This is a genomic window from Streptomyces sp. YJ-C3 (genome assembly GCF_053891275.1).
In genome coordinates this window covers 4,569,158-4,591,710 of sequence record NZ_CM132685.1, presented here as the reverse complement: position 1 = coordinate 4,591,710, position 22,553 = coordinate 4,569,158, and the positions used below count along the sequence as shown (strand labels likewise).

Genomic DNA, 22,553 nt, shown 5'->3' with positions numbered 1-22,553 from the left:
TTTCCACCTGCGATATTTCACGCTGTTCGAATGAGCATGACAGCAATGGGCGCGCACCGGAGCATGAACTCGGCCAGCCGCACCGGCCCCTGCAGCATCTCCGCTCCCAAGGACCACGTACGGCACTACAGCGACGCTTCCTGTGGAGGGCCGTCGCCGTTCCGGCTGGATGTCGTCAGGAGGCGAGCCGGAGGGGTGATCTGGGCATCGGTGTCGTAGGCGTGTACACGCAGACTCGTCCGCCCCCCTCAAGGAGCCACCGTGACCTTCTCCCCGAACCGCCGCGCGATCCTGCGTGGAAGCCTCGCCGTGACGGCGGGCGCCTTCGTCGGCCCCGTCCTGCTGTCGGGCACCGCGCACGCCTACAACTGGACGCGCACCATGAACCAGGGCGCGACCGGCGCCGATGTGACGGAGCTTCAGATACGGGTCGCGGGCTGGGCGGCGGACTCGGCCTCCCACGCGCGGGTGGGCATCGACGGTGACTTCGGCCCCGGAACGGCGGCCGCGGTCCGCAGATTCCAGGCCGCCTACGGACTGTCGGCCGACGGCAGTGCCGGGCCCGCGACCCAGGCACAGCTCAACGCCCTCGAGCAGTCGGACGGTTCGACGGCGCACTTCAACTGGAGCGAGTTCACCGACCGGTCCAGCGGCACCTTCAGCGGCGGCAAGGTGAGCGCCGCAGCCACCAAGGAGAACGCCCGCCGGGCCATGTACAAGCTGGAAGCCCTGCGCAAGAAGCTCGGCAACACCGCCATCACCGTCAACTCGGGCTTCCGCAGCATCGCCCACAACGCCGAGATCGGCGGGGCGAGCGACAGCATGCACCTCTACGGCACCGCGGCCGACCTCACCGTGCCCGGCGTCAGCAACCGCACGGTCTACCAGAAGGCGGAGACCTGCGGGTTCTCCGGCCTGGAGCGGTACACCGTCGACCACCAGCACGTCGACAGCCGAGCCGACCTCGGCCGCGCCTGGTGGTGGGAGAGCGGCACCATCTGACAGATCGTCATCCCTCGGGTCCGTATCCGGAGTCGGGCGGCGAGGCCTCGGCCCTCGTCGCCCGGCATCCGTCGATCGGCCCTTCCCACATGGCCCGGCCCGGGCCACCTCACGCCCGAAATCCGAAACCCATCACCCGACAACCCGAAAGCCGAAGCCACGGCCCAGTCCCCACCGGAGGCCCCACGATGTTCCGCAGCCTTGCCCGCACACCCATGAGACGCGCAACCCTGTCCGGCCTGGGCTCCCTGGCCGCGCTGGTCACCGCCGTACAGCCCGCCCTCGCCGCGCCCCCCACCGGCGATTCCCCGGACCCCGGCCCCGTCCGTCATGCCTTCAGCGCCGCGGCCGCCGAGTTCGGGGTGCCGCGCGACCTCCTGATCGCGCTCGGATACGGCGAGACCCACCTCGACGACCACGCCGGACAGCCGAGCCAGGCAGGCGGCTACGGCGTGATGCACCTGGTCAGCAACCCCGACCGGCACACCCTCGAACTCGCCTCCCGGCTCACCGGCGAGTCGGCACGCGAGCTGCGCACCGACACCACCGCGAACATCCGCGGCGGCGCGGCCGTGCTGCGCGCCTACGCCGACGACGCCGGACTCGGCCGGGCCGAACGGCGCGACACCGACGCCTGGTACCCCCTCGTCGCCCGGTACGGGGGCGCCGCCGATCCCTCCGGCGCGCGGCTCTACGCCGACACCGTCTACACCTTCCTGGCCGAAGGACTCACGGCCCGCACCCCCGACGGTGAGACGCTGACCGTCCGCGCCCGCTCCGTCGCCCCCGAACGCGGCCGTTACGAGACCGCCGCGGCACCGGCGGCCCAGAGCCCGGACTACCCGTCGGCCCTCTGGGTCCCGGCCAGCTCAGCCAACTACTCCGTCGGCCGCTCGGCCTCGATCAGGAAGATCGTCATCCACGTCACGCAGGGCTCGTACGCGGGGACCGTCAACTGGTTCCGGAACCCCTCGGCCAAGGCCAGCGCCCACTATGTGGTGCGCTCCTCCGACGGCCAGATCACCCAGATGGTGCGCGACAAGAACACCGCCTGGCACGCCCGCTCGGGCAACGCGTCCGGCATCGGCATCGAGCACGAGGGATACATCGACAACCCCACCTGGTTCACCGACGCGATGTACCGCTCCTCGGCGGCGCTGACCGCGTACCTCTGCAACCGGTACGGGATCCCCAAGAACCGCGCCCACGTCGTCGGGCACTCCGAGGTCCCCGGCAACAACCACACCGACCCCGGGCGGTACTGGAACTGGACCTACTACATGCGACTGGTGGGCGGCAGCACCGGAGGCGGCGCCGTCCAGCTGACCTTCACGTCCTACGATGCTCTGCGGTCCGGCTCCTCCGGCGCGCAGGTGTCCGCCGTTCAGTCGCTCCTCGATCAGCAGGGATTCGACGCGGGCACCGTGGACGGCAGCTTCGGCACGACGACAGCCGCCGCCGTGACCGCCTTCCAGAAGGCCCGTGACCTCGGCACCGACGGAATCGTGGGCGCCCGCACCTGGACCGCGCTGCTCTCGGCCGGTGACACGCCGGTGCTCGGCCAGGGCAGCACGGGCGCAGCCGTCGAGCGACTGCAACGGGCACTCACGGCGGCCCTGGGACGCACCGTCTCCGCCGACGGCGCCTTCGGAGCGGGTACCGCCCAGGCCGTCCGGGACTTCCAGAGCAGTCGATCCCTGGGCGTCGACGGCCAGGTCGGACCCGCGACCTGGAGTGCCCTGCAAGCCGGACGCTGACGGCTCGTGCAGTCGGCGTGGCCGGGCCCCATGGCGCCCGGCCACGCCCGCGCATGCGGCTCTGCTCCGTGGTCAGCAGGTGCCGTCCGACACCTTCAGGCCCTTCCCGGCGCCCGCCGTCCGGCCGACGATGTCCGGTACGCAGCTCGCCTTGTCGAGGGTGTACGCGTACGGGACGGAGACGGTGGTGGTGGATTTCGGGTCGGGCCCGGCCGGGTTGTTCTCGTCCCCGGGCGCGGACCACGTCACGTTGTCGAAGACGTTGCCGCTGACCTGCCAGTAGCCGACGGCGTCGGTGTAGAAGGTGCCGAGCACGTCCTTGGAGTTCTTGAAGTAGTTGTTGTCGACCTTGGCCTTGGCCCCGGCGCGGGAGTTGATGCCGGACTCGTTCAGGCTCACGTAGGAGTTGTTGTAGATGTGGGCCGTGCCGCCGCGGAGCAGCGGGGCGCGTGAGTCGAGGTTCGAGTACAGGTTGTGGTGGAACGTGACGAAGCCGTTCGAGAGGTCGCTCTCGCTGGAGCCGATCAGGCCGCCGCGGCCCGAGTTGCGCAGCGTGCTGTAGGACAGGGTCACGTACTGGGTGTTGTTCTTCATGTCGAAGAGGCCGTCGTAGCCCTCGGACTCCCCGCCGGACGCCTCCAGGGAGACGTGGTCCACCCACACGTTGCGGACGTTCTTCTCCATGCCGATGGCGTCGCCGCCGTTGGACGTGGGAGATCCGGACTTCTTCACGTTCTTGACCGTCACGTTACGGATGATGATGTTGCTCGACTCGCGGATGTGGATGCCCAGCTGGTCGAAGACGGCGCCGTTGCCGACGCCGATCAGCGTGACGTTGCTGATCTGCTTGAGCTCGATCACGCCGTCGGCGGTGTTGCAGCTGTCGCCGGAGACCTTGCCGGTGTTGCCGTGGTTGATGGTGCCCTCGACCTCGATGGTGATCGGGGTGTCACTGGCCGCACGACCGCACAGGGCCTGGTGGATCGCGGTGCCCGTGGTCGCGCGTACGGTCTGCCCGCCCGCGCCGCCCGTCGTCCCGCCGTTCTGGCTCGCGTAGCCGGTGGCGCCGTCGGCGGCCGCTGAGGCCTCGGGCATCGAGAGCGCCGTCCCGATCCCGCCGGCGAGGGCTGCCGCGGCCAGTGTCGCGGAGAGTCGCAGTGCTATGGGTCGTCTCATCCTGGTCTCCCGGTTCGTCGTCGCGTACCGGCTTCTGCCGGTTCTGCCTCTTGTCGTCGCGGCGGCGCGATGGGTTGCCGGGTCGCGGCTGGAGATGAACCGTCCGGGCTGTGGGCACTGGTCAAGAGCTTTACAGGCGCGTAACACTGGCCCTGCCCCGCGCGCGGCAACGGTGCCGAGCGCTCATCGATGGACCGGGCCCGAGCGGACCGCACCCGCACGGAATCCGGTGGCAGACGTGTCAGAAAGGCCTTTTGTGACGACGCGATCCGACCTGCAGAACACCCTCGGCAAGGTCCTCGGCGAGATCGAACAACGCAACCCCGCCCAGCCGGAGTTCCACCAGGCCGTGCACGAGGTCCTGGAGACCCTGGCCCCGGTGCTCGCGGTCCGCCCCGAGTACACCGAGGCGGGGCTCGTGGAGCGGCTGTGCGAGCCCGAGCGGCAGGTCATGTTCCGAGTGCCCTGGCAGGACGACCGCGGGCGGGTACAGGTCAACCGCGGTTTCCGCGTCGAGTTCAACAGCGCGCTGGGTCCGTACAAGGGCGGCCTGCGCTTCCACGCGTCGGTCAACCTCGGAGTCATCAAGTTCCTGGGCTTCGAGCAGATCTTCAAGAACGCGCTGACCGGTCTCGGCATCGGCGGCGGCAAGGGCGGCAGCGACTTCGACCCGCACGGGCGCAGCGACGCCGAGGTCATGCGCTTCTGCCAGTCCTTCATGACGGAGCTGTACCGGCACATCGGCGAGCACACCGACGTGCCGGCGGGCGACATCGGCGTCGGCGGACGGGAGATCGGCTATCTCTTCGGCCAGTACCGGCGCATCACCAACCGCTGGGAGGCCGGTGTCCTCACAGGTAAGGGGCAGGGCTGGGGCGGCTCGCTGATCCGCCCGGAGGCGACCGGGTACGGCAACGTGCTGTTCCTGGAAGCGATGCTCAGCGCGCGTGGCGAGGACCTGGAAGGGCAGACGGCGGTGGTGTCGGGCGCCGGCAACGTCGCGGTCCACACCATCGAGAAACTGCGCTCCCTCGGTGCGAACCCGGTGACCTGCTCGGACTCCTCCGGATACGTCGTGGACGAGAAGGGCATCGACCTCGAACTGCTCAGGCAGGTCAAGGAGGTCGAGCGGGGCCGCGTCGACACGTACGCCGAGCGCCGGGGCGCCTCCGCCCGCTTCGTGCCCGGTGGCCGCGTCTGGGACGTCCCCGCCGACGTCGCGCTGCCGTCGGCCACGCAGAACGAGCTGGACGAGAACGATGCCGCCGCGCTGATCCGCAACGGCGTGAAGGCGGTCTCCGAGGGCGCGAACATGCCCTCGACACCCGCGGCCGTCCGCCTGTTCCGGGATGCGGGCGTCGCCTTCGGTCCCGGCAAGGCGGCGAACGCGGGCGGCGTGGCGGTGAGCGCGCTGGAGATGGCGCAGAACCACGCCCGTCTGTCGTGGCCCGCCCAGCGGGTCGAGGACGAGCTGACGCGGATCATGAACGACATCCACGCCACCTGCCACGAGACCGCCGAACGCTACGGCGTCCCCGGCGACTACGTGACAGGCGCGAACATCGCCGGCTTCGAGCGGGTCGCCGACGCGATGCTGGCGCAGGGCATCATCTGACGCCGCACGGTCAGTGGCGGAGGACAGGCACGTCGACGCCCGGCATCAAGAAGGCGAGAAGATTGCCCGAACACGGCAATGTGCCGGGTGGTAACGAGGTGTCAGGATGGGCGTCGCAGAAACAGGGGAGCGTTCCGGCGCCGGGTTGCGTACGCGCGGCTCGGCGCCGGGGCGGAGCCGGCGGGGCAGTGAAGGCGGGGCGGGGACATGGGGGATTTCCTCGCTGTCGCCGTCGGAATTCCTGGGCTGAGTCGAGCGCGGTGGCACCACGGGTGAAGGCCGTCGAGCGGCCCGCCGGTGTGCCGGCCCTGGCGTTGTCCGGGCCGGTCGACACTGCCGGAACCATGCAATCCGTGGGGCACCTGGAAAGGCCGGCCCCTGAAGAATCCGGGGCGCCTTCGCGCGTCGTCCCGGATGCGGAGCGCTCCGGCCTCACCGGATCTCCCCAGCACAGCCCTGGCGCCCGGTCGGCGTCAGCCGCGGGTGGTGAGCCGGGCTGGCGGACCCGAGGGCGACCCCGTGGCCCGCGCGGTCGCCCTCGGGCTGCTCGCCGACCGGGTCGGCGCCGTCGGGAGCGCCATCACCCGCGCCACCGACCCCTGGCCGCCTCGGCCGCCCGTCGCGCCCAGCGGCACTGAAAACCGGTTGCCTCCTGACCTCGTGCGCTGGGACATTGCTGCGGTTTGGGCCGGCGCGCGGAGGAGGACGGCGGGATGTGGCTGCGGCGGTTCGTCGCGATGTGCTGGGCTCGCCCCCGGGCCGTGGTCCTCGCCTGCCTCGGTGCCGCTGCCGGGGTGGTGCTCATCACGGCCACGCCGCTGATCATCCGGCAGGTCGTCGATGACGTGATCGACACGGGCAGCGCCGATGCCGGGCCCTGGATCGCGCTGCTCCTGGCCGTGGCCGTCGCGCAGTTCGGCGCCTCCTGGACACGGCGGTGGTGGGCGGGGCAGGTGCAGTGGGGCGTCGAGCGGGATCTGCGCCTGCTGCTGCACGACGCCGTCCAGCGGATCGACGGGCGCCGTCTCGACCGCGTGCGCGCGGGGGACGTGCTCAGCCGCGCCGTCAACGACGTCACCGTGGTGCGGGAACTCACCGGCTCGCTCCCGGTGCTGGCCCAAAACGGCCTGACGCTGCTGCTCGCCCTCGGCGTGATGTTCGTCCTGTCACCGCTGCTGGCCTGCGTCGCACTGGTGGCCGTACCGCCCATGGCGATCGTCGCCCGCCGATCCCGGGACCGTATCTATCCCGCCGACCGGGCCGTGCAGGAGCGGACCGGCGAGACGTCCGAGGCCGTCGAGTCCAACATCGCCGGTGTCCGCGTCGTCAAAGGCTTCGCGCAGGAGGACACGGAGACCGACCGCTATGCGCGGCTGGCCCGCTCCCTGTTCGCCGCCCGTGTCCACCGTCGCCTGCTCGCCGCCCGCTACGCCGGTCTGCTCGGTGAGCTGTTCCCCGGTACCGCGCGGTTCGGGATCGTGCTGCTCGGCGGCTGGCTCGCCGTCCGCGGCGACATCACCCTGGGCACCTTCGTCGCCTTCACCACCTACCTGGCCGCCATGATGGGGCCGGTCCGGATGCTCTCCAACCTGGTCGGCGAGGCGCAGGAAGCCCGCTCCGGTCTCGTCCGCATCTTCGAACTCGCCGACGCCGCACCAGAGGTGACGGACCGTCCAGACCCCATCCCGATGGAGTCGTCCGGGGCACTCGGCATCTCGTTCGAAGGCGTGCGGTTCGGGCACGACCCCGACGCCGTGCCCGCCCTCGACGGCCTCGACCTCGCCGTCGCGCCCGGCGAGACCCTCGCCCTGGTCGGCGCCTCCGGATCCGGCAAGTCCACGGTGGCCGCCCTGCTGGCGCGGCTGTACGACGTCGACGCCGGCGCCGTCCGCGTCGGCCCACCGGGCGCACTCACCGACGTACGAGACCTGACGCTCGACTCGTTGCGCGGCGCCGTCGGCATCGCCTTCGAGGAGAGCCTGTTGTTCTCCGAGAGCGTGCGGGACACCATCCGGTTCGGCCGGCCCGACGCCACCGACGCCGAGGTGCGCGCCGCCGCCGAGACCGCGCACGCCGACGGGTTCGTCCGGGCCCTGCCCGAGGGGTACGACACCGTGCCCGGCGCCCAGGGCCTGACCCTTTCCGGCGGCCAGCGGCAGCGGCTCGCGCTCGCCCGGGCCCTGCTCGCCGACCCGCGGATCCTCGTCCTCGACGACGCCACCTCCGCCGTGGACCCCAAGGTCGAGGCGGCCATCCACGCCTCCCTGCGCGACGAACTGGCGGGCCGCACCGTGCTGCTCGTCGCCCACCGCCGCTCCACGCTCCGCCTCGCCGACCGCATCGCCGTCCTGGAGGCCGGCCGCGTCCTCGACACCGGCACCCACGAGGAGCTGACCGCCCGCTGTCCGCGCTACCGGCAGCTGATCCTCGGCGAGCCCGCGGAGGGGCCGACCGTCGGTCCCGCGCCGATGACGGCCCCGGCCGGGGAACCACCGGCCGTGTCACCAGTGCCCGACCTCGACCCCGGCGTCGACGAGACCCGCGCCCGCGCCGCAGACCCCGGCTTCACCCTGCGCCGCCTGCTGCGCCCGCACCGCGCCCGGCTCCTCGCCATCGGCGCGATGCTCCTCGCCGACACCGCCCTGCTGATGCTCGCGCCTCGCCTGGTGAGCGCCGCCATCGACATGGGCGTACGACGCCACGACGGCCGCGCGCTCACCGTCGTCTCCTGCGCGCTGCTGGTCACCGCCGTCGCCAACTGGCTCGTCTTCGCAGGGGAGATGAGGGCGATCGCCCGGACCGGCGAGCGGATCCTGTACGAGCTGCGTGTCAAGATGTTCGCCCATCTGCAGCGGCTCGGCCTCGACTACTTCGAGCGGGAGTCCGGCGGCGCCGCCGTCACGCGCATGGTCAACGACGTCGCCTCGATCGGGGACTTCCTGCAGCACGGGCTGCTCGACTCCGTGGTGAGCGCCCTGCTCATCGCCGGTGTCCTCGCCATGATGATCGCGCTCGACCCCGGCCTGTCCCTCGCCGTCCTCGCGATCGCCCCCGTCCTCGCCCTCGCCTGCCGGCGGTACGCGCGGATCTCCAAGCGGCAGTACGACATCAACCGCACCCAACTCGGCAGCCTCAACAGCGCGTTCCAGGAAGCCGTCGACGGGGTCCGGGTGACACAGGCCCACCGCAGGCAGCGGCACAGCGCCGCCCGCTTCCACCGCCTCGCCGAGGAACAGCGGACCCTGCAACTGCGCTCGCAGCATCACATGGCGCTGTTCTTCTCCACCGTGGAGTTCCTCTCCGACGCCACCACCGCGCTCATCCTCGGCGTCGGCTCCTGGCGCGTGGCCCACCACGAGGCCAGCACCGGGACCGTCGTCGCCTTCCTCCTCTACGCCGGCCTGGTCTTCGGCCCGATCCGCAACGCCTCGCAGCTCCTGGACAGCTATCAGCGGGCCCGCGTCGGCCTCGGCCGCTGCCGCGAACTGCTCCGCGAACGGCCGACCGTCACCGAGCCGCCCAGCCCGGCGCCACTGCCCGCCTTCGGCACCGGCGGACGCATGCGCGGCGAAGTGGTGCTGCGCGATCTGCACTACGCGTACGCGGGCGGCGGGAAGCGGGCCATCGACGGCGTCACCGCGCGGATCGAGCCGGGCCAGACGGTCGCCGTCGTCGGGGAGACCGGGGCGGGCAAGTCGACCCTGCTGAAACTGGTGGCGCGGATGTATCTGCCGACCCGGGGCGCCGTCGAGGTCGACTCGGTCGACCTGCGCCACCTGGACGGCGCCGCGTACCGCAGCCGCATCGGCCTTGTTCCGCAGGAGGCCTACCTGTTCGGCGCGACGGTACGCGATGCCATCGCGTACGGCCGCCCCGGCGCCTCGGACGACGAGGTCCGCGCGGCGGCCTCGCAGGTCGGCGCGGAGCCGATGATCGCGGGCCTGCCCGGCGGCTACGGCTACCGGCTCGGCGAGCGCGGCCGCAACCTCTCCGCGGGCCAGCGGCAGTTGATCGCGCTGGCCCGGGCCTGCCTGGTCCGGCCCGACCTGCTGCTGCTCGACGAGGCGACGGCCGCGCTCGACCTGGCCACGGAGGCGGCGGTCGGCCGCGCGGTGGCGGCCGCCGCCACCGCGCCCACCACGATCGTCATCGCGCACCGGCTCACGACGGCCGCCCGGGCGGACCGGGTCCTCGTCCTGGACGGCGGCCGCCTCGTGGAGGACGGCCCGCACGACTCCCTCGTCGCCGCGGGCGGACCCTATGCGGCGCTGTGGTCCGCGTACGACGACGGGGTGATCCCGGCCTGAAGGATCCTGCGTGACGGGCCTGTCGCCGTCGCGAGGCTGTCACAGGCCCGCCCGCGACCGTGCTCCGAGCGCTAGGGGATCACTGTTCCGGAGCCGTTGTCACTGCTCAGGTTCTCGCCGAACAGTGCCCGCGTCGCCGGTGCCCCGATGTCCGTCGGGTTCTCCGCGACCGACTTCGAGGCCGTCAGGCCGGACGCGGCGCCGCGCAGCTGCCACACCGCGCCGCCGTTCACGACGCTGCCCAGGTTCTCGCCCGGCGCACCCGCGACCAGGTCCGCCTTGCCGTCACCCGTCACGTCGAGCAGGCGTACCGACGCGCCGAACACGTCGCCGGACTCCGCGACGCCCGGCACGCCCGCGGTGTCCTGGTGGAAGGCCTGCGCGCCCGTGCCGGTGAGCCCGCCCTTGCCACCCTTGAGCAGCACCACAGCGCCGGCCTTCGCCTTCGTGCCGATCGCCTCGCCGGGGACGCCCACCGCCAGGTCCGGGTATCCGTCGCCGTTCGCGTCGCCCGCGCTCAGCCGCCCGCCGAACTGGTCGCCCTTCTCGCTCACCCCGGGCACACCCGCCGTGTTCTGCGTGATCGTCTGCGTACGGGTCTGGCTGGGGCCGGACGCCGAACCGTAGTAGATCTTGACGGTGCCCGGGTCCTCCTCGGTGGCCTCGGTGTCGCCGTTCGGGAAGATCCGGGTGGCGAGGTCGGCGTAGCCGTCCCGGTCGAAGTCGGCGACGGCGGTGCCGGCCGCGGAGTTCAGCCTCTGAGGGACGGTGGACAGGCCGGTCTTGGTGCCGAGCCACAGCTTGCCGCCCTCGGCGTGGTTCTCGTAGACGTAGAAGGTCGCGAGATCCTCGATGCCGTCGCCGTTGAAGTCGCCCGTGGCGGTGTTGTTGATGGAGTTGTCGGTGCTGTACACCTGCACCTGCTGCTCGCGGGCGGGAAGACCGTCCCGGCCGAAGGGGCCGTAGAGCACGTCGTGGAAGTCGTAGTCCTCGCCGTTGCGCAGGAACAGGTCCACATGGCCGTCGTCGTCGAAGTCGCCCGCGGTGATGTCGTCGCCGACCTCGGCGTTGGCCGGTGCGCCGATACGGACGGCGTCCTGACCCGAGATGCCGGTCTTGCGGCCCCAGAGAACGATCACCGAGCCGCTGACGTTCTCCTCCGGCCGGTAGTCGCGGGCGACCACCGCCAGGTCGGTCAGGCCGTCGCCGTCCAGGTCGCGGGAGATCATCGCGTAGCCGAAGACCTGGTTGTCACCGGAGACGCCCGGCACTCCGGGGGTGTCCTGGGTGATGACCGTGGTGCGCGCGGGGTCGAGGCCGTGTGCCGAGCCGTAGCTGATCGTGATGTAGCCGGCCCACGTATGGCCGCCGACCTTCGCGCCGGGGGCGGCGACGGCGACGTCCTGGTAGCCGTCGCCGTCGAAGTCCTCGCGCACGGTGGTGGCGCCGTCCTTCGCGGATGCGGTCCCTGCGACGATCGGTACGCCGAGCGACCCGATCAGGGCGGCGGCCACGGCGGTCGACAGGGCGGGTCGGCGGATGCCCACGGTTCCTCCTTAGAGCGCGAGCGATGTCGAGACGCGTGCGCGCAGATGTGATTCACCTGCGAGACATCTGGAAACGGCCGATGGTTGTGCGCTGAACGGCACGAGAACGGAAGCAGTCCGTCTGCGGACCCGGCCCACGCGGCACGAGGCGTGCGCCCGGCAGGGCCTCGACCGGCCGCGGGGCCGGACGGCGGGCGCGGGGCGGGACGGCGGGCGCCGGGTCAGCCGCTCTCCGTCCGTCCTTCGGCACGGCGCCGGGACGAGCGGATCAGTACGGCGACCAGGACGGCCAGGTCCGCTGCGCCGGCAGCGTCGTCCGCGTGGCGCGTGGTCTGCAAGGGGTGGACCTGATCGAGTCGGACTCCGCCCAGTTCCAGGACGTGGGCGAGGGCGAGCATGGCGAGGCGGGCATTGCCGTCCGGGAACGGATGGAAGAACGCCACGTCCAGGTAGGCCCTGGCGGCGCGGGACGCCAGCGGAATTCGCGCGTCAGCGCTGTCATACAGGCAGTGCTCGAAGTCCTGCTGGGTGTGTGGGGTGAGCCCGTAGCGTTCCCGGCCGCTTTTCGCGAAGGCCTCGCCCTGCCGGAACGACACCTCGGGCAGACCGAGGACGTGCCGCTGCCACTCGGCCAGCAGCGTGTAGTCGAGGGAGCGCTGGCGGGAAGCGGCCGTGCGCGACGAGGCCAGCGCCACGAGCAGTCGTCCGCCTCGATCCGGGTCGGACGCGCGACCACCCGCGACGCACCAAGCGGCGAGACCGTCCACGGCCGGCCGCACGGGACCCGGTGTCTCGTCGACGGCGCAGGCCCAGTCGACCTGCTGCCTGACTCTGCGCCAGGCGGCCAAGGAGTCAGCGGTCACGGAAGGGCCGCTCTCCGGTCAGGCCGACGGCGAGATCCTCTCCGACGGCATCGACCAGGGTCCGGGGCGGTTCGGTCCAGCTGGCGAACCGCCCGCCGATTGCCGCTTCCACGGCCTCCTTCGCCGCTTCCGGTCCCATGCCCGTGGAGGAGAGGAACCAGGTGAGCACCGTGTGGCACAGCCCGTACCACCCGCACTCGGCTCCCGTGCGGTCGACGACCACCGTCACCAGGCGGGTGGCGGCGCGCTCCACGTGCCAGCTCCGATCCGCGGCATCCGCTCCGGCGGGCGGTGCCAGTCGCGCGAACCGCTCGGCCAGCTCCTCCAGCCAGTCGCGCCATTCCAGCAGCGAAGCGATCACCTTGGCCGCAGTCGCTGCGGGCTCACCGATGGAATGCGAAGCGCAGCACCAGCTGGTGACCACGCCACCGCAGCCGCCTTCGCCGACCGCCCAATGCCATCCGCACGTCCAACGGCCGTAGCGGGCGGCAAGAAGGGACGTGACCTCGGTGATGAAGCGGTGCCTGGCATCCCACCCGGAGTCTGCGGCAGGTACCAACTGGCCTATCACCGTGGCGAGTTCGGAGCCTCGTTCGTCGTCCCATGTGAAGCCTGCCAGTCCGACGGTGACGGCGGACCACGGCAGCCACGACGGGGCGAGCTCGTAGTTGATGGCCGTGGACATCCTCCAGATCAAGTGCGGGCAGGGCTACCGGGCAAGTCTGCTGCGGATACGCCCCCTTGTCATGGGACTTTCCCTGCCCGTCGAGGCGACCCCAACGGGCACGAGCAAACGCAGGTGCGTCCGGCACCAGCCCGCGCAGAGAGCCGGGCCGAGGCTGGTCGCGGTCTGGGCGAAGGCGCGGATGGCGGGGTTGTCGATGGTGGAGCGCCAGGTGAGGGCCCATTGGAGGGTGGGGGCGTCGTGGAGGGGGAGGAAGGTGACGCCCGGAGGGTTGTTGTAGCGAGCGGCGATCGCGCCGAGTGGGTGGACTCATGCGCCGGTGGCGACCAGGAAGAGGATCGCGTGGAAGGTGCGTGCGGTCGGGCCGCGCGGAATGCGACGGCCGAGGGGAGTGCGCAGGGGCACCATGGCGGCGCCCCAGTATTCCGGGGCATCGGGTCCCAGGTCGACGACGTGATGATCGGCGAGGTCTTCCAGGGAAGCGGAGCCCTGTTGCGCCAGCGAGTGGTCCGAGGCGACGGCCAGTACGCGGCCGCCCGTGTACACGACGGGGCCGGTGGTGAGATCGGGCTCGGCGACCGGCAGTCACAGGACGTTGACGTCGGTGGTGCCGGCGCGCAGGGCGGTGAACGCGTCGCAGTCGTTGATCTCGCTGAGCTGGACCTCGCTCCCGGGGTAGCGGGAGCGGAACTCGGCCGGGAGCGGCCCCAGTTCGTGTCCGACGTGTCCGAAGACGCCCAGCCGCAGGGGCCAGCCGGTGCCGTGCCCGGCCGCTTCGGCGCGGGCGAGCGCTTCGGCTGCCTGGATCGGCGATGCGTTAGCTGCGCTCAACGTGCCGTGAGTCATTGGGCGGACATAGACGATGTCGGGCCGTCCGTGGTACCGGCCGGCCCGCGCGGCCGTCACCGTGGCACCTTGGCCCGCTCCGACCAGAGAGAGGATCTCCTGCCAACCGGCTCCGGCCGGACCGTGCCGGATCGGCCGCCCCTGCGGGGTGCGGCGGGGGAAGAAGGCATCGCGCCAGACGCGGGACACCCCGACCGCCGTGATCAGAGGCAGGGCGGCGAGGTCCTCCAGCGACACCGTCTCCCGTGAGGCCAAGGGATGACCGGCGGGGACCAGGAGAGCGCGGGGTTCGGAGAACACGACGGGCCCCACGGTGATGGCCGGATCCTCGACCGGCGGCTCGGCCACCACCAGGTCGGCGTCCTCGCCCTGCAGCGCGGCGATGGCCGCGTTGTACGTCACCTCCTGCAACTCGACGGTGCACTGGGGATGACGCGAGGTGAAGGCCTCGGCCGCCCGCACGATGAGGGTCCCGGACCATGGGGCGGTGAATCCGATCCGCATCGCACCGCTGAACCCGGCACACGCCGCCGACGCGTTCGCCAGGGCACGTTGGATCTGCTGGTGCGCCGGCAGTAGTTCGGCGTGCAGGTGCTGTCCGACCGGGGTGAGAGCGACGTGGCGGCTGCTGCGTTCGAACAACGCGCCGCCGATACGACGTTCCAGCTGCTTGATCGTCTGGCTGACCCGCCCCGGCGAGACGAGCAGACGTTCAGCGGTGCGTGCGAAGTGGAGCTTCTCGGCCAGGGTCAGGAACGTCTCGATCTCATACCGCTCCACCAGGCCCCCGTACCCTCCGCAGCCGCGCCGCCTCCTCGCCGGGCCGCAGCTCCACCGCCGACAGTAAAGGCGCTCGCAGGTCCGGTCGTCCAGAGCGTTCCCGATCACTGTCGCGCGCGCCCGACGGACGCGCCGCCGCGGCCGGTTCGCCGAACGGGCCGGTCAGGCGGTCACTGCGCGCACGGGGTGCTTGCTGAGGATCGAGACCCGGTTGAACGCGTTGATGGTGATCGCCACCCAGATCACCGCGGATATCTCGTCGTCGCTGAGGAAGCGGCGGGCAGTCACGTACGCACTCTCCTGGGCGGTGCCGTCCGCGGGGACGGTCGTCGCCTCCGCGAGGGCGAGTGCCGCGCGCTCCCGCTGAGTGAAGAGCTCGGTGTCGCGCCATGCGGCGAGCGTGCCGAGGCGCTGGGTGGATTCACCGGCGCGGAGCGCGGCACGGGTGTGCACGTCGAGGCAGAACGCGCAGCCGTTGATCTGGGACACCCGCAGATTGATCAGTTCGACGAGGACGCGGTCGAGTCCGGCGTCCGCGGCCGTCGCCCTGACCGCCTCCGACGTCTGCACCAGGGCGTGGTAGGCCTTGGGGCTCTGCTTGTCGACGAAGACGCGCCGGTGGTCCGGGGTCGGTGCCGTGTCGCTCAACTTTGTCTCCTTCGCGGACGGTTGTGGTGGTCGGTGCGAGGCGCGGTGCGCCCGGGTTTATGATCACCATCATTGTTGAACTTCAAATTACATGGGTGGAGGGGCAGGGATGAGCGACACCGGGACGGGTCCGGTGCACGGTGCGTCCGGACCCGGGGCCGAGGTGCTCACCGCTCGGGACGTGCCACTGGGCGGCCCGCGCGCGATGACGGTGCGGCGCACGCTGCCGCAGCGGGCCCGGACGCTGATCGGGGCCTGGTGCTTCATCGACCACTACGGCCCCGACGACGTGGCCGACAGCGGCGGCATGGACGTCGCTCCGCACCCGCACATCGGGCTGCAGACGGTCAGCTGGCTGTTCAGCGGAGAGATCGAGCACCGGGACAGCCTGGGCAGCCACGCCATGGTCCGGCCCGGCGAGTTGAACCTCATGACCAGCGGCCACGGCATCAGCCACTCGGAGGTCTCCACCCCGGCCACGACCGTGCTCCACGGCGTCCAACTGTGGGTCGCGCTGCCGGAACGGCACCGGGACACCGGCCGGGACTTCCAGCACTACGTGCCCGAGCCCGTCCGGACCGACGACGGCGCGGAGGTCAGCGTCTTCCTGGGCTCGCTGGCCGGAGCGACCTCGCCGGTGCGGACCTTCACCCCGCTGCTCGGCGCGGAACTCCTCCTCGCCCCGCGCGCGAGCCTCACGCTCGCCGTGGACAGCGGTTTCGAGCACGGTCTCCTCGTCGACCGAGGCGCGGTCACGCTGGGCGACACCCCCTTGAAGCAGGCCGAGTTGGGTTACCTCGCACCGGGCAGCGACACCGTCACGATCACCAATGAGACGGACACGGCCGCGCGCACGGTCCTGCTCGGCGGGCCGCCCTTCGACGAGGAGGTCGTGATGTGGTGGAACTTCATCGGCCGCAGCCACCAGGACATCGTCGAAGCCCGACAGGCCTGGCAGGACGCCTCCGACCGCTTCGGCGCGGTCGAGGGCTACCCCGGCGACCGCCTCCCCGCCCCCGCACTCCCGCACGCCACGATCACCCCGCGCAAGAACCCGCCACGGCACTGAAAGGCCCGTCATGACCCAGCCCGCCTCCACGCCCGCCGTCGAACGCCTCGACGCCCGCCACCGCTACGTGATCCAGGTCGACGGCAGCACCGCCGGCTTCACCGCGTACCGCGACCGTGACGGGCAGCGGGTGTTCTTCCACACCGAGATCGACGACGCCTATGCCGGGCAGGGCCTGGCCTCGATCCTCGTACGGGAAGCCCTGGACGACGTACGCGGTGCCGGACGGCGGATCGTGCCCGTCTGCCCGTACGTGGCGAAGTTCCTGAAGAAGCACGAGGAGTACGCCGACATCACCGACCCCGTCACTCCCGAGGTCCTGGAGTGGCTGGAGACGCAGCTCAAGCACTGACTCCGTCCACCTGCGGCAGGGGGTGATCCGCCGACTGCACGGACGGGGCGCGGCGGTCCCGGCTCAGGGCCGGGCCAAGCGGAGTTCGCAGCCGCTGTCACGGACTCCCGTGGCGGCGCCCTCCGCCAGGGCCGTGTCGGTGATCACCGTGTCGAACGCCGTGAGCGGAGCCACCCGGTACTTGCCGAAGGTGCCGAACTTCGACGAGCCCGCCACCAGTACCGAGCTGGCCGCGGATTCCATGGCCGCCTGCTTGACGTCGACCTTGGGTTCCGACGGCGTGGTGACCCCGCGCAGCAGGTCCCAGGAACTGGTGCTGATGAAGGCGATGTCCAGGGCGAGTTGGCGCAGCGTCGCGGCGCCGAGCCGGCCGACGCTGGAGCGGTTCGCCATGTCGATGCGGCCGCCGGTGTGGACGACGTCGAGGTGCGGCGCGGTCATGAGCTGTTCGGCCGTGGCGAAGTCGTTGGTCACCACGGTCAGATCGCTCAGCCGGGCCAGGGCCGGGACCATGGCGAGGAGGGTGGTGCCCGCGTCGAGGTAGACGGTCATCCCTTCGGTGACGAGGCGGGCGGCCTCCGCCGCCATGGCCCCCTTCGCGGGCTGCTCGACGCGGGTCTTGTCCTGGAAGCTCGGCTCCGTGCTGACGTGGCTGGCGATCCTGACACCGCCGGGGACCGAGAAGACGAGCCCTTGCCGCTCGAGTTCGGCGATGTCCCGGCGCACGGTCATGTGGGAGACGCCGAACAGCTGCGTGATCTGCTGGACGCTCAGCACGCCTTCCCTGCGCAGGTGGCGCAGGAGTTGCTCGCGCCGCTGGTCCGGGATGAGCGGCAGGTGCTCCTGAGCGGTCATCGTCACTCTCCTCTGTGATTCGTACGTGACGTTAGCCGATGATCATCCTGATGCGGCCGATGACTCAGCTCCCGACGAACGTGCTCAGCAGCAGGACGCCGCCGAGGCTGAGCAGGGACTGCAGCGAGAGCATCAGGGTCCAGGTCCGGAAGGTCTGGGAGACGGAGAGCTGGAAGTACTCCTTGAAGAGCCAGAATCCGGAGTCGTTGACGTGGGAGAGCATCACGGCGCCGGAGGCGGTGGCGAGCACCATCAGTTCCGGGGAGACGCCGGGATAGGCGGCCAGCAGCGGAGCGACGATACCGGTCGCAGCGGCGGTGGCGACCGTGGCGGAGCCGAGGCAGATGCGCAGCAGCGCGGCGACGAGCCAGGCCAGCAGCAGCGGGGGGACGGACCAGTCCACGGCATAGTCCGAGATGATCTTGTCGATGCCGGTGGCGGTGAGCATGGCCTTCAGACCGCCGCCCGCACCCAGGATCAGCACGATCGCGCCGACGGGACCGAGCCCCTTGCCCGCCATCTTCTGCAACTGCGACAGGCCGAAGCCGGAACGCAGGCCGAGGGCGAAGAACGCGAAGACGACCGCCGCGAGGAGTGAGAGCACCGAGGAGTCACAGGCCTCGAAGAAGGCGTACGGCAGGGTGCCCTCGCTCGTGTTGGAGGTGCCCAGGGTGCCGATCAGCATGAGGCCGGGCGGCAGCAGCACCGTGATCAGGGCCAGGGTGAAGGAGACCGGGCGGCGCTGGTTGTCCGGGGCGGGGTCGGGCTGGGGCACGGGGCCCTTGTCGAGGTCGGGGGCGGGCCCGAACCAGCGGGCGGCGAACTTGGTCAGCAGGGGGCCGGTGATGACGGCCAGGGGGATGCCGATGATGAGGCCGTACAGGATGGTCAGGCCGGTGTTCGCGTCGTACGCGGACACGGCGAGGGTCGGCGAGGGGTGCGGGGGCAGCAGGCCGTGCGAGACGTACAGGCCGGCGGCCATGGGCAGGCCGATGTAGAGCAGGTGGGAGCCGGTGCGCTTGGCGACGGCGTAGACCAGCGGGACGAGCATGACGAAGCTGACGTCGAACAGGTGCGGCATGCCGATGAGCAGGGCCGCCGCGGTGATCGCGGTGGGGATCCACTTCACGGGGCGGGCGCCGATGAAGACCGTGGCGATGCGGTCGGCGCCGCCCGAGCCGAGCAGGATGCCGCCGAGCAGGGTGCCCAGACCGATCGTGGGACCGCTGCCGGCCAGGGCGTCGCCGAAGCCGTCCTGGTAGTGCTCGACGGTGGCGCCCGGCGAGATGCCCGCGGCGAGACCCAGCCCCAGGGCCGAGAGCGTGAGGGCGAGGAAGGGGTGGAGCTTGAACTTGGTGATGAGCACGACGAGCACGGCGACGGCCGCGGCGCCGAGCAGCAGGTGCTGGACGTCGGTGCTCACGACTGCACCGCCGGGGTGACGGGGCGGGCGGCGCGGCCGGCGGTCCAGGCCCGGGTGAGGTCGGGATCGGCGTCGGCGAGGTCGCCGAGGCGGAGGAGTTCGCCGGCGGCGACGGGGCGGGCCAGCGTCGTGTGCGCGGCGAGGTAGAGCGGGGCGACGTCGTCGGGGGAGTCCTCGTCGCGCAGCAGCACGGCCTGGACGCCGGTGACGTCGTGATGGTGCCCTCCCATGCCGAGGACGGTGCCCGCGGGCAGGTCCAGGCGGGCGCGGCCCGCGAGGACGGCGTGGCCGCGCGGATCGGTGCCGCCGGAGGGACGGTGGTGCAGCACGGCCGACAGCAGGGACAGTGGCGTTTCGACGCCCATCAGGTGGTAGGGCAGATAGACGGCCGCGTATCCGCCGTCGCGGCTGACGACGTGGCCCTTGCCGCGCAGCGTTTCCCAGGTCACGGCGTCTCCGGTGCGCACGATCACGAAGACGCCGCCGGCGAAGGAGGCCTCGCCGGGCAGCCGCAGGGCGCTGAAGACATCCACCGCGCCGTCGCGGCGCAGCACACCGCCGTCCTCGCGCAGCCGGTAGATGTCGGCCAGTTCGGCGATGCGGGCCACGGGGTAGTGCAGTCGCTCGGTATCGGGCTTGAAGCCGGTGTTGGTGGCGACGACGGCCATTTCGCAGTAGTCGGCTGTGGCGCCCTGAGGCAGCGCGGACACAGCTTCGGCGCGGGCCTTCAGGGTGCCCGGCACATCGTCGCCGAGGGTGAGCAGCGCGCCGAGTTCCGGGGCGGGAACCGTGGTGTCGAGCTGGGTCACGGTGCCCTGCTCCGGGTCGAACACGAGGTCGTACTCGCTCGACTTGCCGACGGCCACGATGTCGAGGCCGAGGAGCTGGGCCCAGGTGACCAGCCCGATGAGGTTGGCGGGCTGGTCACCGTCGGCGGTCGTGTAGACGAGACCTTCCCGCTCTGCGAGTTCGGCGAGGTGCAGTCCCGCGACGGAGTCGACCTCCTTGCTGACCATCGCCACGTGACGGCCGGTGCGCAGCGCCTCCTCGGCCATGGCACAGCCGTGTACCGGGCTCCCGGTGGCTTCCACGAGGATGTCCCAGTCGCCCGCGCCGAGCAGGGCTCCGTCGGCGACCAGGGCGATCTGCCCCTCGCTCCGAGCGCGGGCGACGGCTGACGTATCGGCGCAGTCGACGAGGCTGGTCGTGTCGTAGCCGAGTTCGCCGAGCATGGCGCGCAGGCTGGGCAGATCGCGGTCGCACAGCACGGACGGCTGAAGGGCCTCGGTGCGAAGGGTCTGCGCGAGGAGGGTGCGGGCGAATCCGCCGCCGGCTCCGGACAGTGCGTAGCGCACGCTCCGGCCCTGGGTGGCGGCGAACAGGTGGTGCAGGTTCATGGGCCCTCCTCGATGAGTGCTCAAAGGCAGACGTGACCTCGGCGCCATGGGCCTGGGGTCGACAGACGGTGGCTGGAACTCCTCCCACCGGTTAACAACTTGTATCAGGCATTCCCATAGGAGTAAAGGTTGTTAACATAACTTCACATGCAAGAGGGTCGGACGCACACGCCGACGCCACACCCACCGCACCATGGAGGTCCGATGCCACTGCTCGGAGCCATCGCCGACGACTTCACCGGAGCCACCGATCTCGCCACCATGCTCGTCGCCCGCGGGTTCCGGACGGTGGTGGCCGTCGGCTCCGACGGGCTGACCGACGGCGGGTCCGCCGCTGTCGAGGTCGACCAGGCGGACGCCGTGGTGGTCGCACTCAAGACCCGTACGGTCCCGGTCGACGAGGCGGTCCGCGCGTCCATGGCCGCTCTGCGGGCGCTGCGGGACGCGGGCTGTCAGCGGTTCTACTTCAAGTACTGCTCGACCTTCGACTCGACGTCCCAGGGCAACATCGGCCCGGTCGCCGACGCCCTCCTCGACGCCCTGGGTGAAAGCGCCAGCGTCGTCGTCCCGGCCTTCCCGGCCACCGGCCGCACCCTCTACAAATCGCGCCTGTTCGTCCACGACGAGCTGCTCGACGAGAGCCCGATGCGCAACCATCCCCTCACGCCCATGCGCGACTCCCACGTCGGACGGCTCCTCGCGCCGCAGACCGGCCGACCCGTGCGCGCCATCGACCTCGACATCGTCCGCTCCGGCGTCCAGGCCCTGCGCGAGACGCTGGCGGCCCCGGAATTCTCCGACGCGCTCACGGTCGTCGACGCCACCTGCGACGACGACCTGCGCACCATCGCCGCCGCGACGAGCGACATGCGCCTGGTCACCGGCGCGGCCGGCCTCGCCCTCGGCCTGACCGGCCCGCACCAGGGGACCGCCCGCGCCACCGCGGCCTCCGCCTCCGACGCGCCGGGGGCCGTCCTGGCCGGCAGCGCGTCCGCCGCCACCCGTGCCCAGGTCGCCCACGCGCAGCAGCACCTGCCGCACCGCAAGCTCGACATCGCGGCGCTGCGCGCGGATCCCGCGGCGACGGTGGCCGACCTCGTCGACTTCGCCCGAGCCTGCTGGCGCCGTGACCCGAAGCTGCCCCCGCTCCTCTATGCGGTCGCCTCGCCCGCCGACCTCGAACACGACACGCCTCCTGGCGCGACTCCCGCTTCCGAGCTCATCGAACAGGCACTGGCCGACTGCGCCACGGCTCTCGTACGCGCCGGAGCCAGGCGCCTGCTGATCGCCGGCGGGGAGACCTCCGGGGCCGTCACCACCGCGCTGGACAGCCGGACCCTGCGCATCGGGCAGCAGATCGCCCCGGGCGTCGCGTGGGCCCGCACCCAGCCGGGAGCGGGAGGGGCACCCGACGGCATCGACCTCGCCCTCAAGTCCGGCAACTTCGGCGGCACGGACATCTTCACCACGGCCTGGGGCCACCTCGCATGAGCCTCCGCCACGAACTCGCAGCCGCCGGAGCCCACTTGGCCGCCCTCGGCCTGAGCCCCGGCTCCTCTGGGAACCTCAGCATCCGCGACGGCGACCGTGTCCTGATCACGCCCACCGGTGCCAATCTCACCTCGATCGACCCCGACAACCTGACCGCGCTGGACCTGAACGGCACACACCTCGACGGGCCCCGCCCGTCGAAGGAGTTCCCCCTGCACATCGCGTTCTACCGGCGCGACCCCGACGCCCGGGCCGTCGTCCACCTGCACTCGCGCCACGCCGCAGCGGTCTCCTGCCGCCCGGCATGGTCCCCGTACAGTTCGCTCCCCCCGCTGACTCCCTATTTCGTGATGCGCGTGGGCCAGACACCCCTCTTGCCCTACGCGCCCCCGGGAGACGTCCGGCAGGCAGCCGAACTGGAACGACTGACGTTCCCGTTCCGCGCCGCGCTGCTGCAGAACCACGGCCCGGTGGTCTCCGGAACCACGGTCGCGGCAGCGATCGACGCCGCCGTGGAACTGGAGGAAACAGCAGCCCTCCTGCTCTCCCTCGGTCAGCTCCCGGCCCGACTGCTCACGCCGCAGGAGGCGCAGGAGCTCGCCGACAAGTACGGCACGCCATGGACCAGTTGACTCCGTGAATTGGCGTGAAGTCATGTCCCGCTGATCGCGCAGACGCTATGCGCCCGACCGGATCGTCCTGCTGCCGCACCACGTGTGAAACGACGGCCCCCTGCGAGG

At 71.4% G+C, this 22,553-nt stretch carries 17 protein-coding genes and 1 pseudogene; 8 read left to right on the top strand and 10 right to left on the bottom strand.

Annotated features, from left to right (window positions below):
• Positions 1–261: 261 nt before the first annotated feature.
• Positions 262–1,002 carry a D-Ala-D-Ala carboxypeptidase family metallohydrolase gene (locus ACVHNB_RS20535; protein WP_456225506.1) on the top strand — a complete coding sequence of 247 codons (741 nt, stop codon included), beginning with the start codon at positions 262–264 and terminating at the stop codon, positions 1,000–1,002.
• 215 nt (positions 1,003–1,217) lie between these two features.
• Positions 1,218–2,759 (top strand): N-acetylmuramoyl-L-alanine amidase, encoded by a 1,542-nt coding sequence (locus ACVHNB_RS20530; RefSeq protein WP_456225505.1) that lies wholly within the window; start codon positions 1,218–1,220, stop codon positions 2,757–2,759.
• Between the two features lie 75 nt (positions 2,760–2,834).
• Here the strand turns inward: ACVHNB_RS20530 and ACVHNB_RS20525 are convergent.
• A pseudogene (locus tag ACVHNB_RS20525) lies at positions 2,835–3,935 on the bottom strand (pectate lyase family protein); the annotation flags it as partial.
• 256 nt (positions 3,936–4,191) lie between these two features.
• Here ACVHNB_RS20525 and gdhA point away from each other — a divergent pair.
• Positions 4,192–5,550, top strand: a complete 1,359-nt coding sequence (gene gdhA / locus ACVHNB_RS20520) for an NADP-specific glutamate dehydrogenase (RefSeq protein WP_428957277.1) — start codon at positions 4,192–4,194, stop codon at positions 5,548–5,550.
• 683 nt (positions 5,551–6,233) lie between these two features.
• Positions 6,234–9,857, top strand: coding sequence for an ABC transporter ATP-binding protein (locus ACVHNB_RS20515; protein ID WP_456225504.1), 3,624 nt, complete (start codon positions 6,234–6,236; stop codon positions 9,855–9,857).
• Between the two features lie 71 nt (positions 9,858–9,928).
• On the opposite strand, the gene ACVHNB_RS20510 is transcribed toward ACVHNB_RS20515, so the two are convergent.
• From ACVHNB_RS20510 to ACVHNB_RS20485, 6 genes are all read right to left on the bottom strand, one after another.
• Positions 9,929–11,404 carry an FG-GAP and VCBS repeat-containing protein gene (locus tag ACVHNB_RS20510; protein WP_456225503.1) on the bottom strand — a complete coding sequence of 492 codons (1,476 nt, stop codon included), beginning with the start codon at positions 11,402–11,404 and terminating at the stop codon, positions 9,929–9,931.
• A gap of 221 nt (positions 11,405–11,625) precedes the next feature.
• Positions 11,626–12,267 (bottom strand): Fic family protein, encoded by a 642-nt coding sequence (locus ACVHNB_RS20505; RefSeq protein WP_428957279.1) that lies wholly within the window; start codon positions 12,265–12,267, stop codon positions 11,626–11,628.
• The gene (locus tag ACVHNB_RS20500; RefSeq protein WP_456225502.1) at positions 12,257–12,952 is read right to left on the bottom strand and encodes a hypothetical protein; all 696 of its coding nucleotides are present in this window, start codon (positions 12,950–12,952) and stop codon (positions 12,257–12,259) included. The genes ACVHNB_RS20505 and ACVHNB_RS20500 overlap by 11 nt, the downstream gene beginning before the upstream one ends.
• Before the next feature lie 309 nt (positions 12,953–13,261).
• Positions 13,262–13,498, bottom strand: coding sequence for a LysR substrate-binding domain-containing protein (locus tag ACVHNB_RS20495; RefSeq protein WP_456225501.1), 237 nt, complete (start codon positions 13,496–13,498; stop codon positions 13,262–13,264).
• Positions 13,499–13,537: 39 nt separating this feature from the next.
• On the bottom strand, positions 13,538–14,578 hold the full coding sequence (locus tag ACVHNB_RS20490; protein ID WP_456225500.1) for a LysR family transcriptional regulator: 1,041 nt from the start codon (positions 14,576–14,578) through the stop codon (positions 13,538–13,540).
• Positions 14,579–14,740: 162 nt separating this feature from the next.
• Positions 14,741–15,226, bottom strand: coding sequence for a carboxymuconolactone decarboxylase family protein (locus ACVHNB_RS20485; RefSeq protein WP_456225499.1), 486 nt, complete (start codon positions 15,224–15,226; stop codon positions 14,741–14,743).
• A 109-nt stretch (positions 15,227–15,335) separates the two neighbouring features.
• Between ACVHNB_RS20485 and ACVHNB_RS20480 the strand changes: the two genes are divergently transcribed.
• Both ACVHNB_RS20480 and ACVHNB_RS20475 read left to right on the top strand, forming a co-directional pair.
• Positions 15,336–16,295 (top strand): pirin family protein, encoded by a 960-nt coding sequence (locus tag ACVHNB_RS20480; RefSeq protein ID WP_428957283.1) that lies wholly within the window; start codon positions 15,336–15,338, stop codon positions 16,293–16,295.
• 10 nt (positions 16,296–16,305) lie between these two features.
• Positions 16,306–16,647, top strand: coding sequence for a GNAT family N-acetyltransferase (locus tag ACVHNB_RS20475; RefSeq protein WP_428957284.1), 342 nt, complete (start codon positions 16,306–16,308; stop codon positions 16,645–16,647).
• 63 nt (positions 16,648–16,710) lie between these two features.
• Here ACVHNB_RS20475 and ACVHNB_RS20470 read toward each other — a convergent pair whose 3' ends face one another.
• From ACVHNB_RS20470 to ACVHNB_RS20460, 3 genes are all read right to left on the bottom strand, one after another.
• On the bottom strand, positions 16,711–17,502 hold the full coding sequence (locus tag ACVHNB_RS20470; protein ID WP_428957285.1) for a DeoR/GlpR family DNA-binding transcription regulator: 792 nt from the start codon (positions 17,500–17,502) through the stop codon (positions 16,711–16,713).
• A gap of 64 nt (positions 17,503–17,566) precedes the next feature.
• Positions 17,567–18,925, bottom strand: a complete 1,359-nt coding sequence (locus ACVHNB_RS20465; protein WP_428957286.1) for a GntT/GntP/DsdX family permease — start codon at positions 18,923–18,925, stop codon at positions 17,567–17,569.
• Complete coding sequence (locus ACVHNB_RS20460; protein WP_456225498.1) at positions 18,922–20,322, bottom strand: homoserine dehydrogenase; 1,401 nt, start codon at positions 20,320–20,322, stop codon at positions 18,922–18,924. The genes ACVHNB_RS20465 and ACVHNB_RS20460 overlap by 4 nt, the downstream gene beginning before the upstream one ends.
• 204 nt (positions 20,323–20,526) lie before the next feature.
• Here ACVHNB_RS20460 and otnK point away from each other — a divergent pair, with 204 nt between their 5' ends.
• On the top strand, positions 20,527–21,813 hold the full coding sequence (otnK, locus tag ACVHNB_RS20455) for a 3-oxo-tetronate kinase (protein WP_456225497.1): 1,287 nt from the start codon (positions 20,527–20,529) through the stop codon (positions 21,811–21,813).
• Positions 21,810–22,445 (top strand): class II aldolase/adducin family protein, encoded by a 636-nt coding sequence (locus tag ACVHNB_RS20450; protein WP_456225496.1) that lies wholly within the window; start codon positions 21,810–21,812, stop codon positions 22,443–22,445. The genes otnK and ACVHNB_RS20450 overlap by 4 nt, the downstream gene beginning before the upstream one ends.
• The last annotated feature ends 108 nt before the right edge of the window (positions 22,446–22,553 follow it).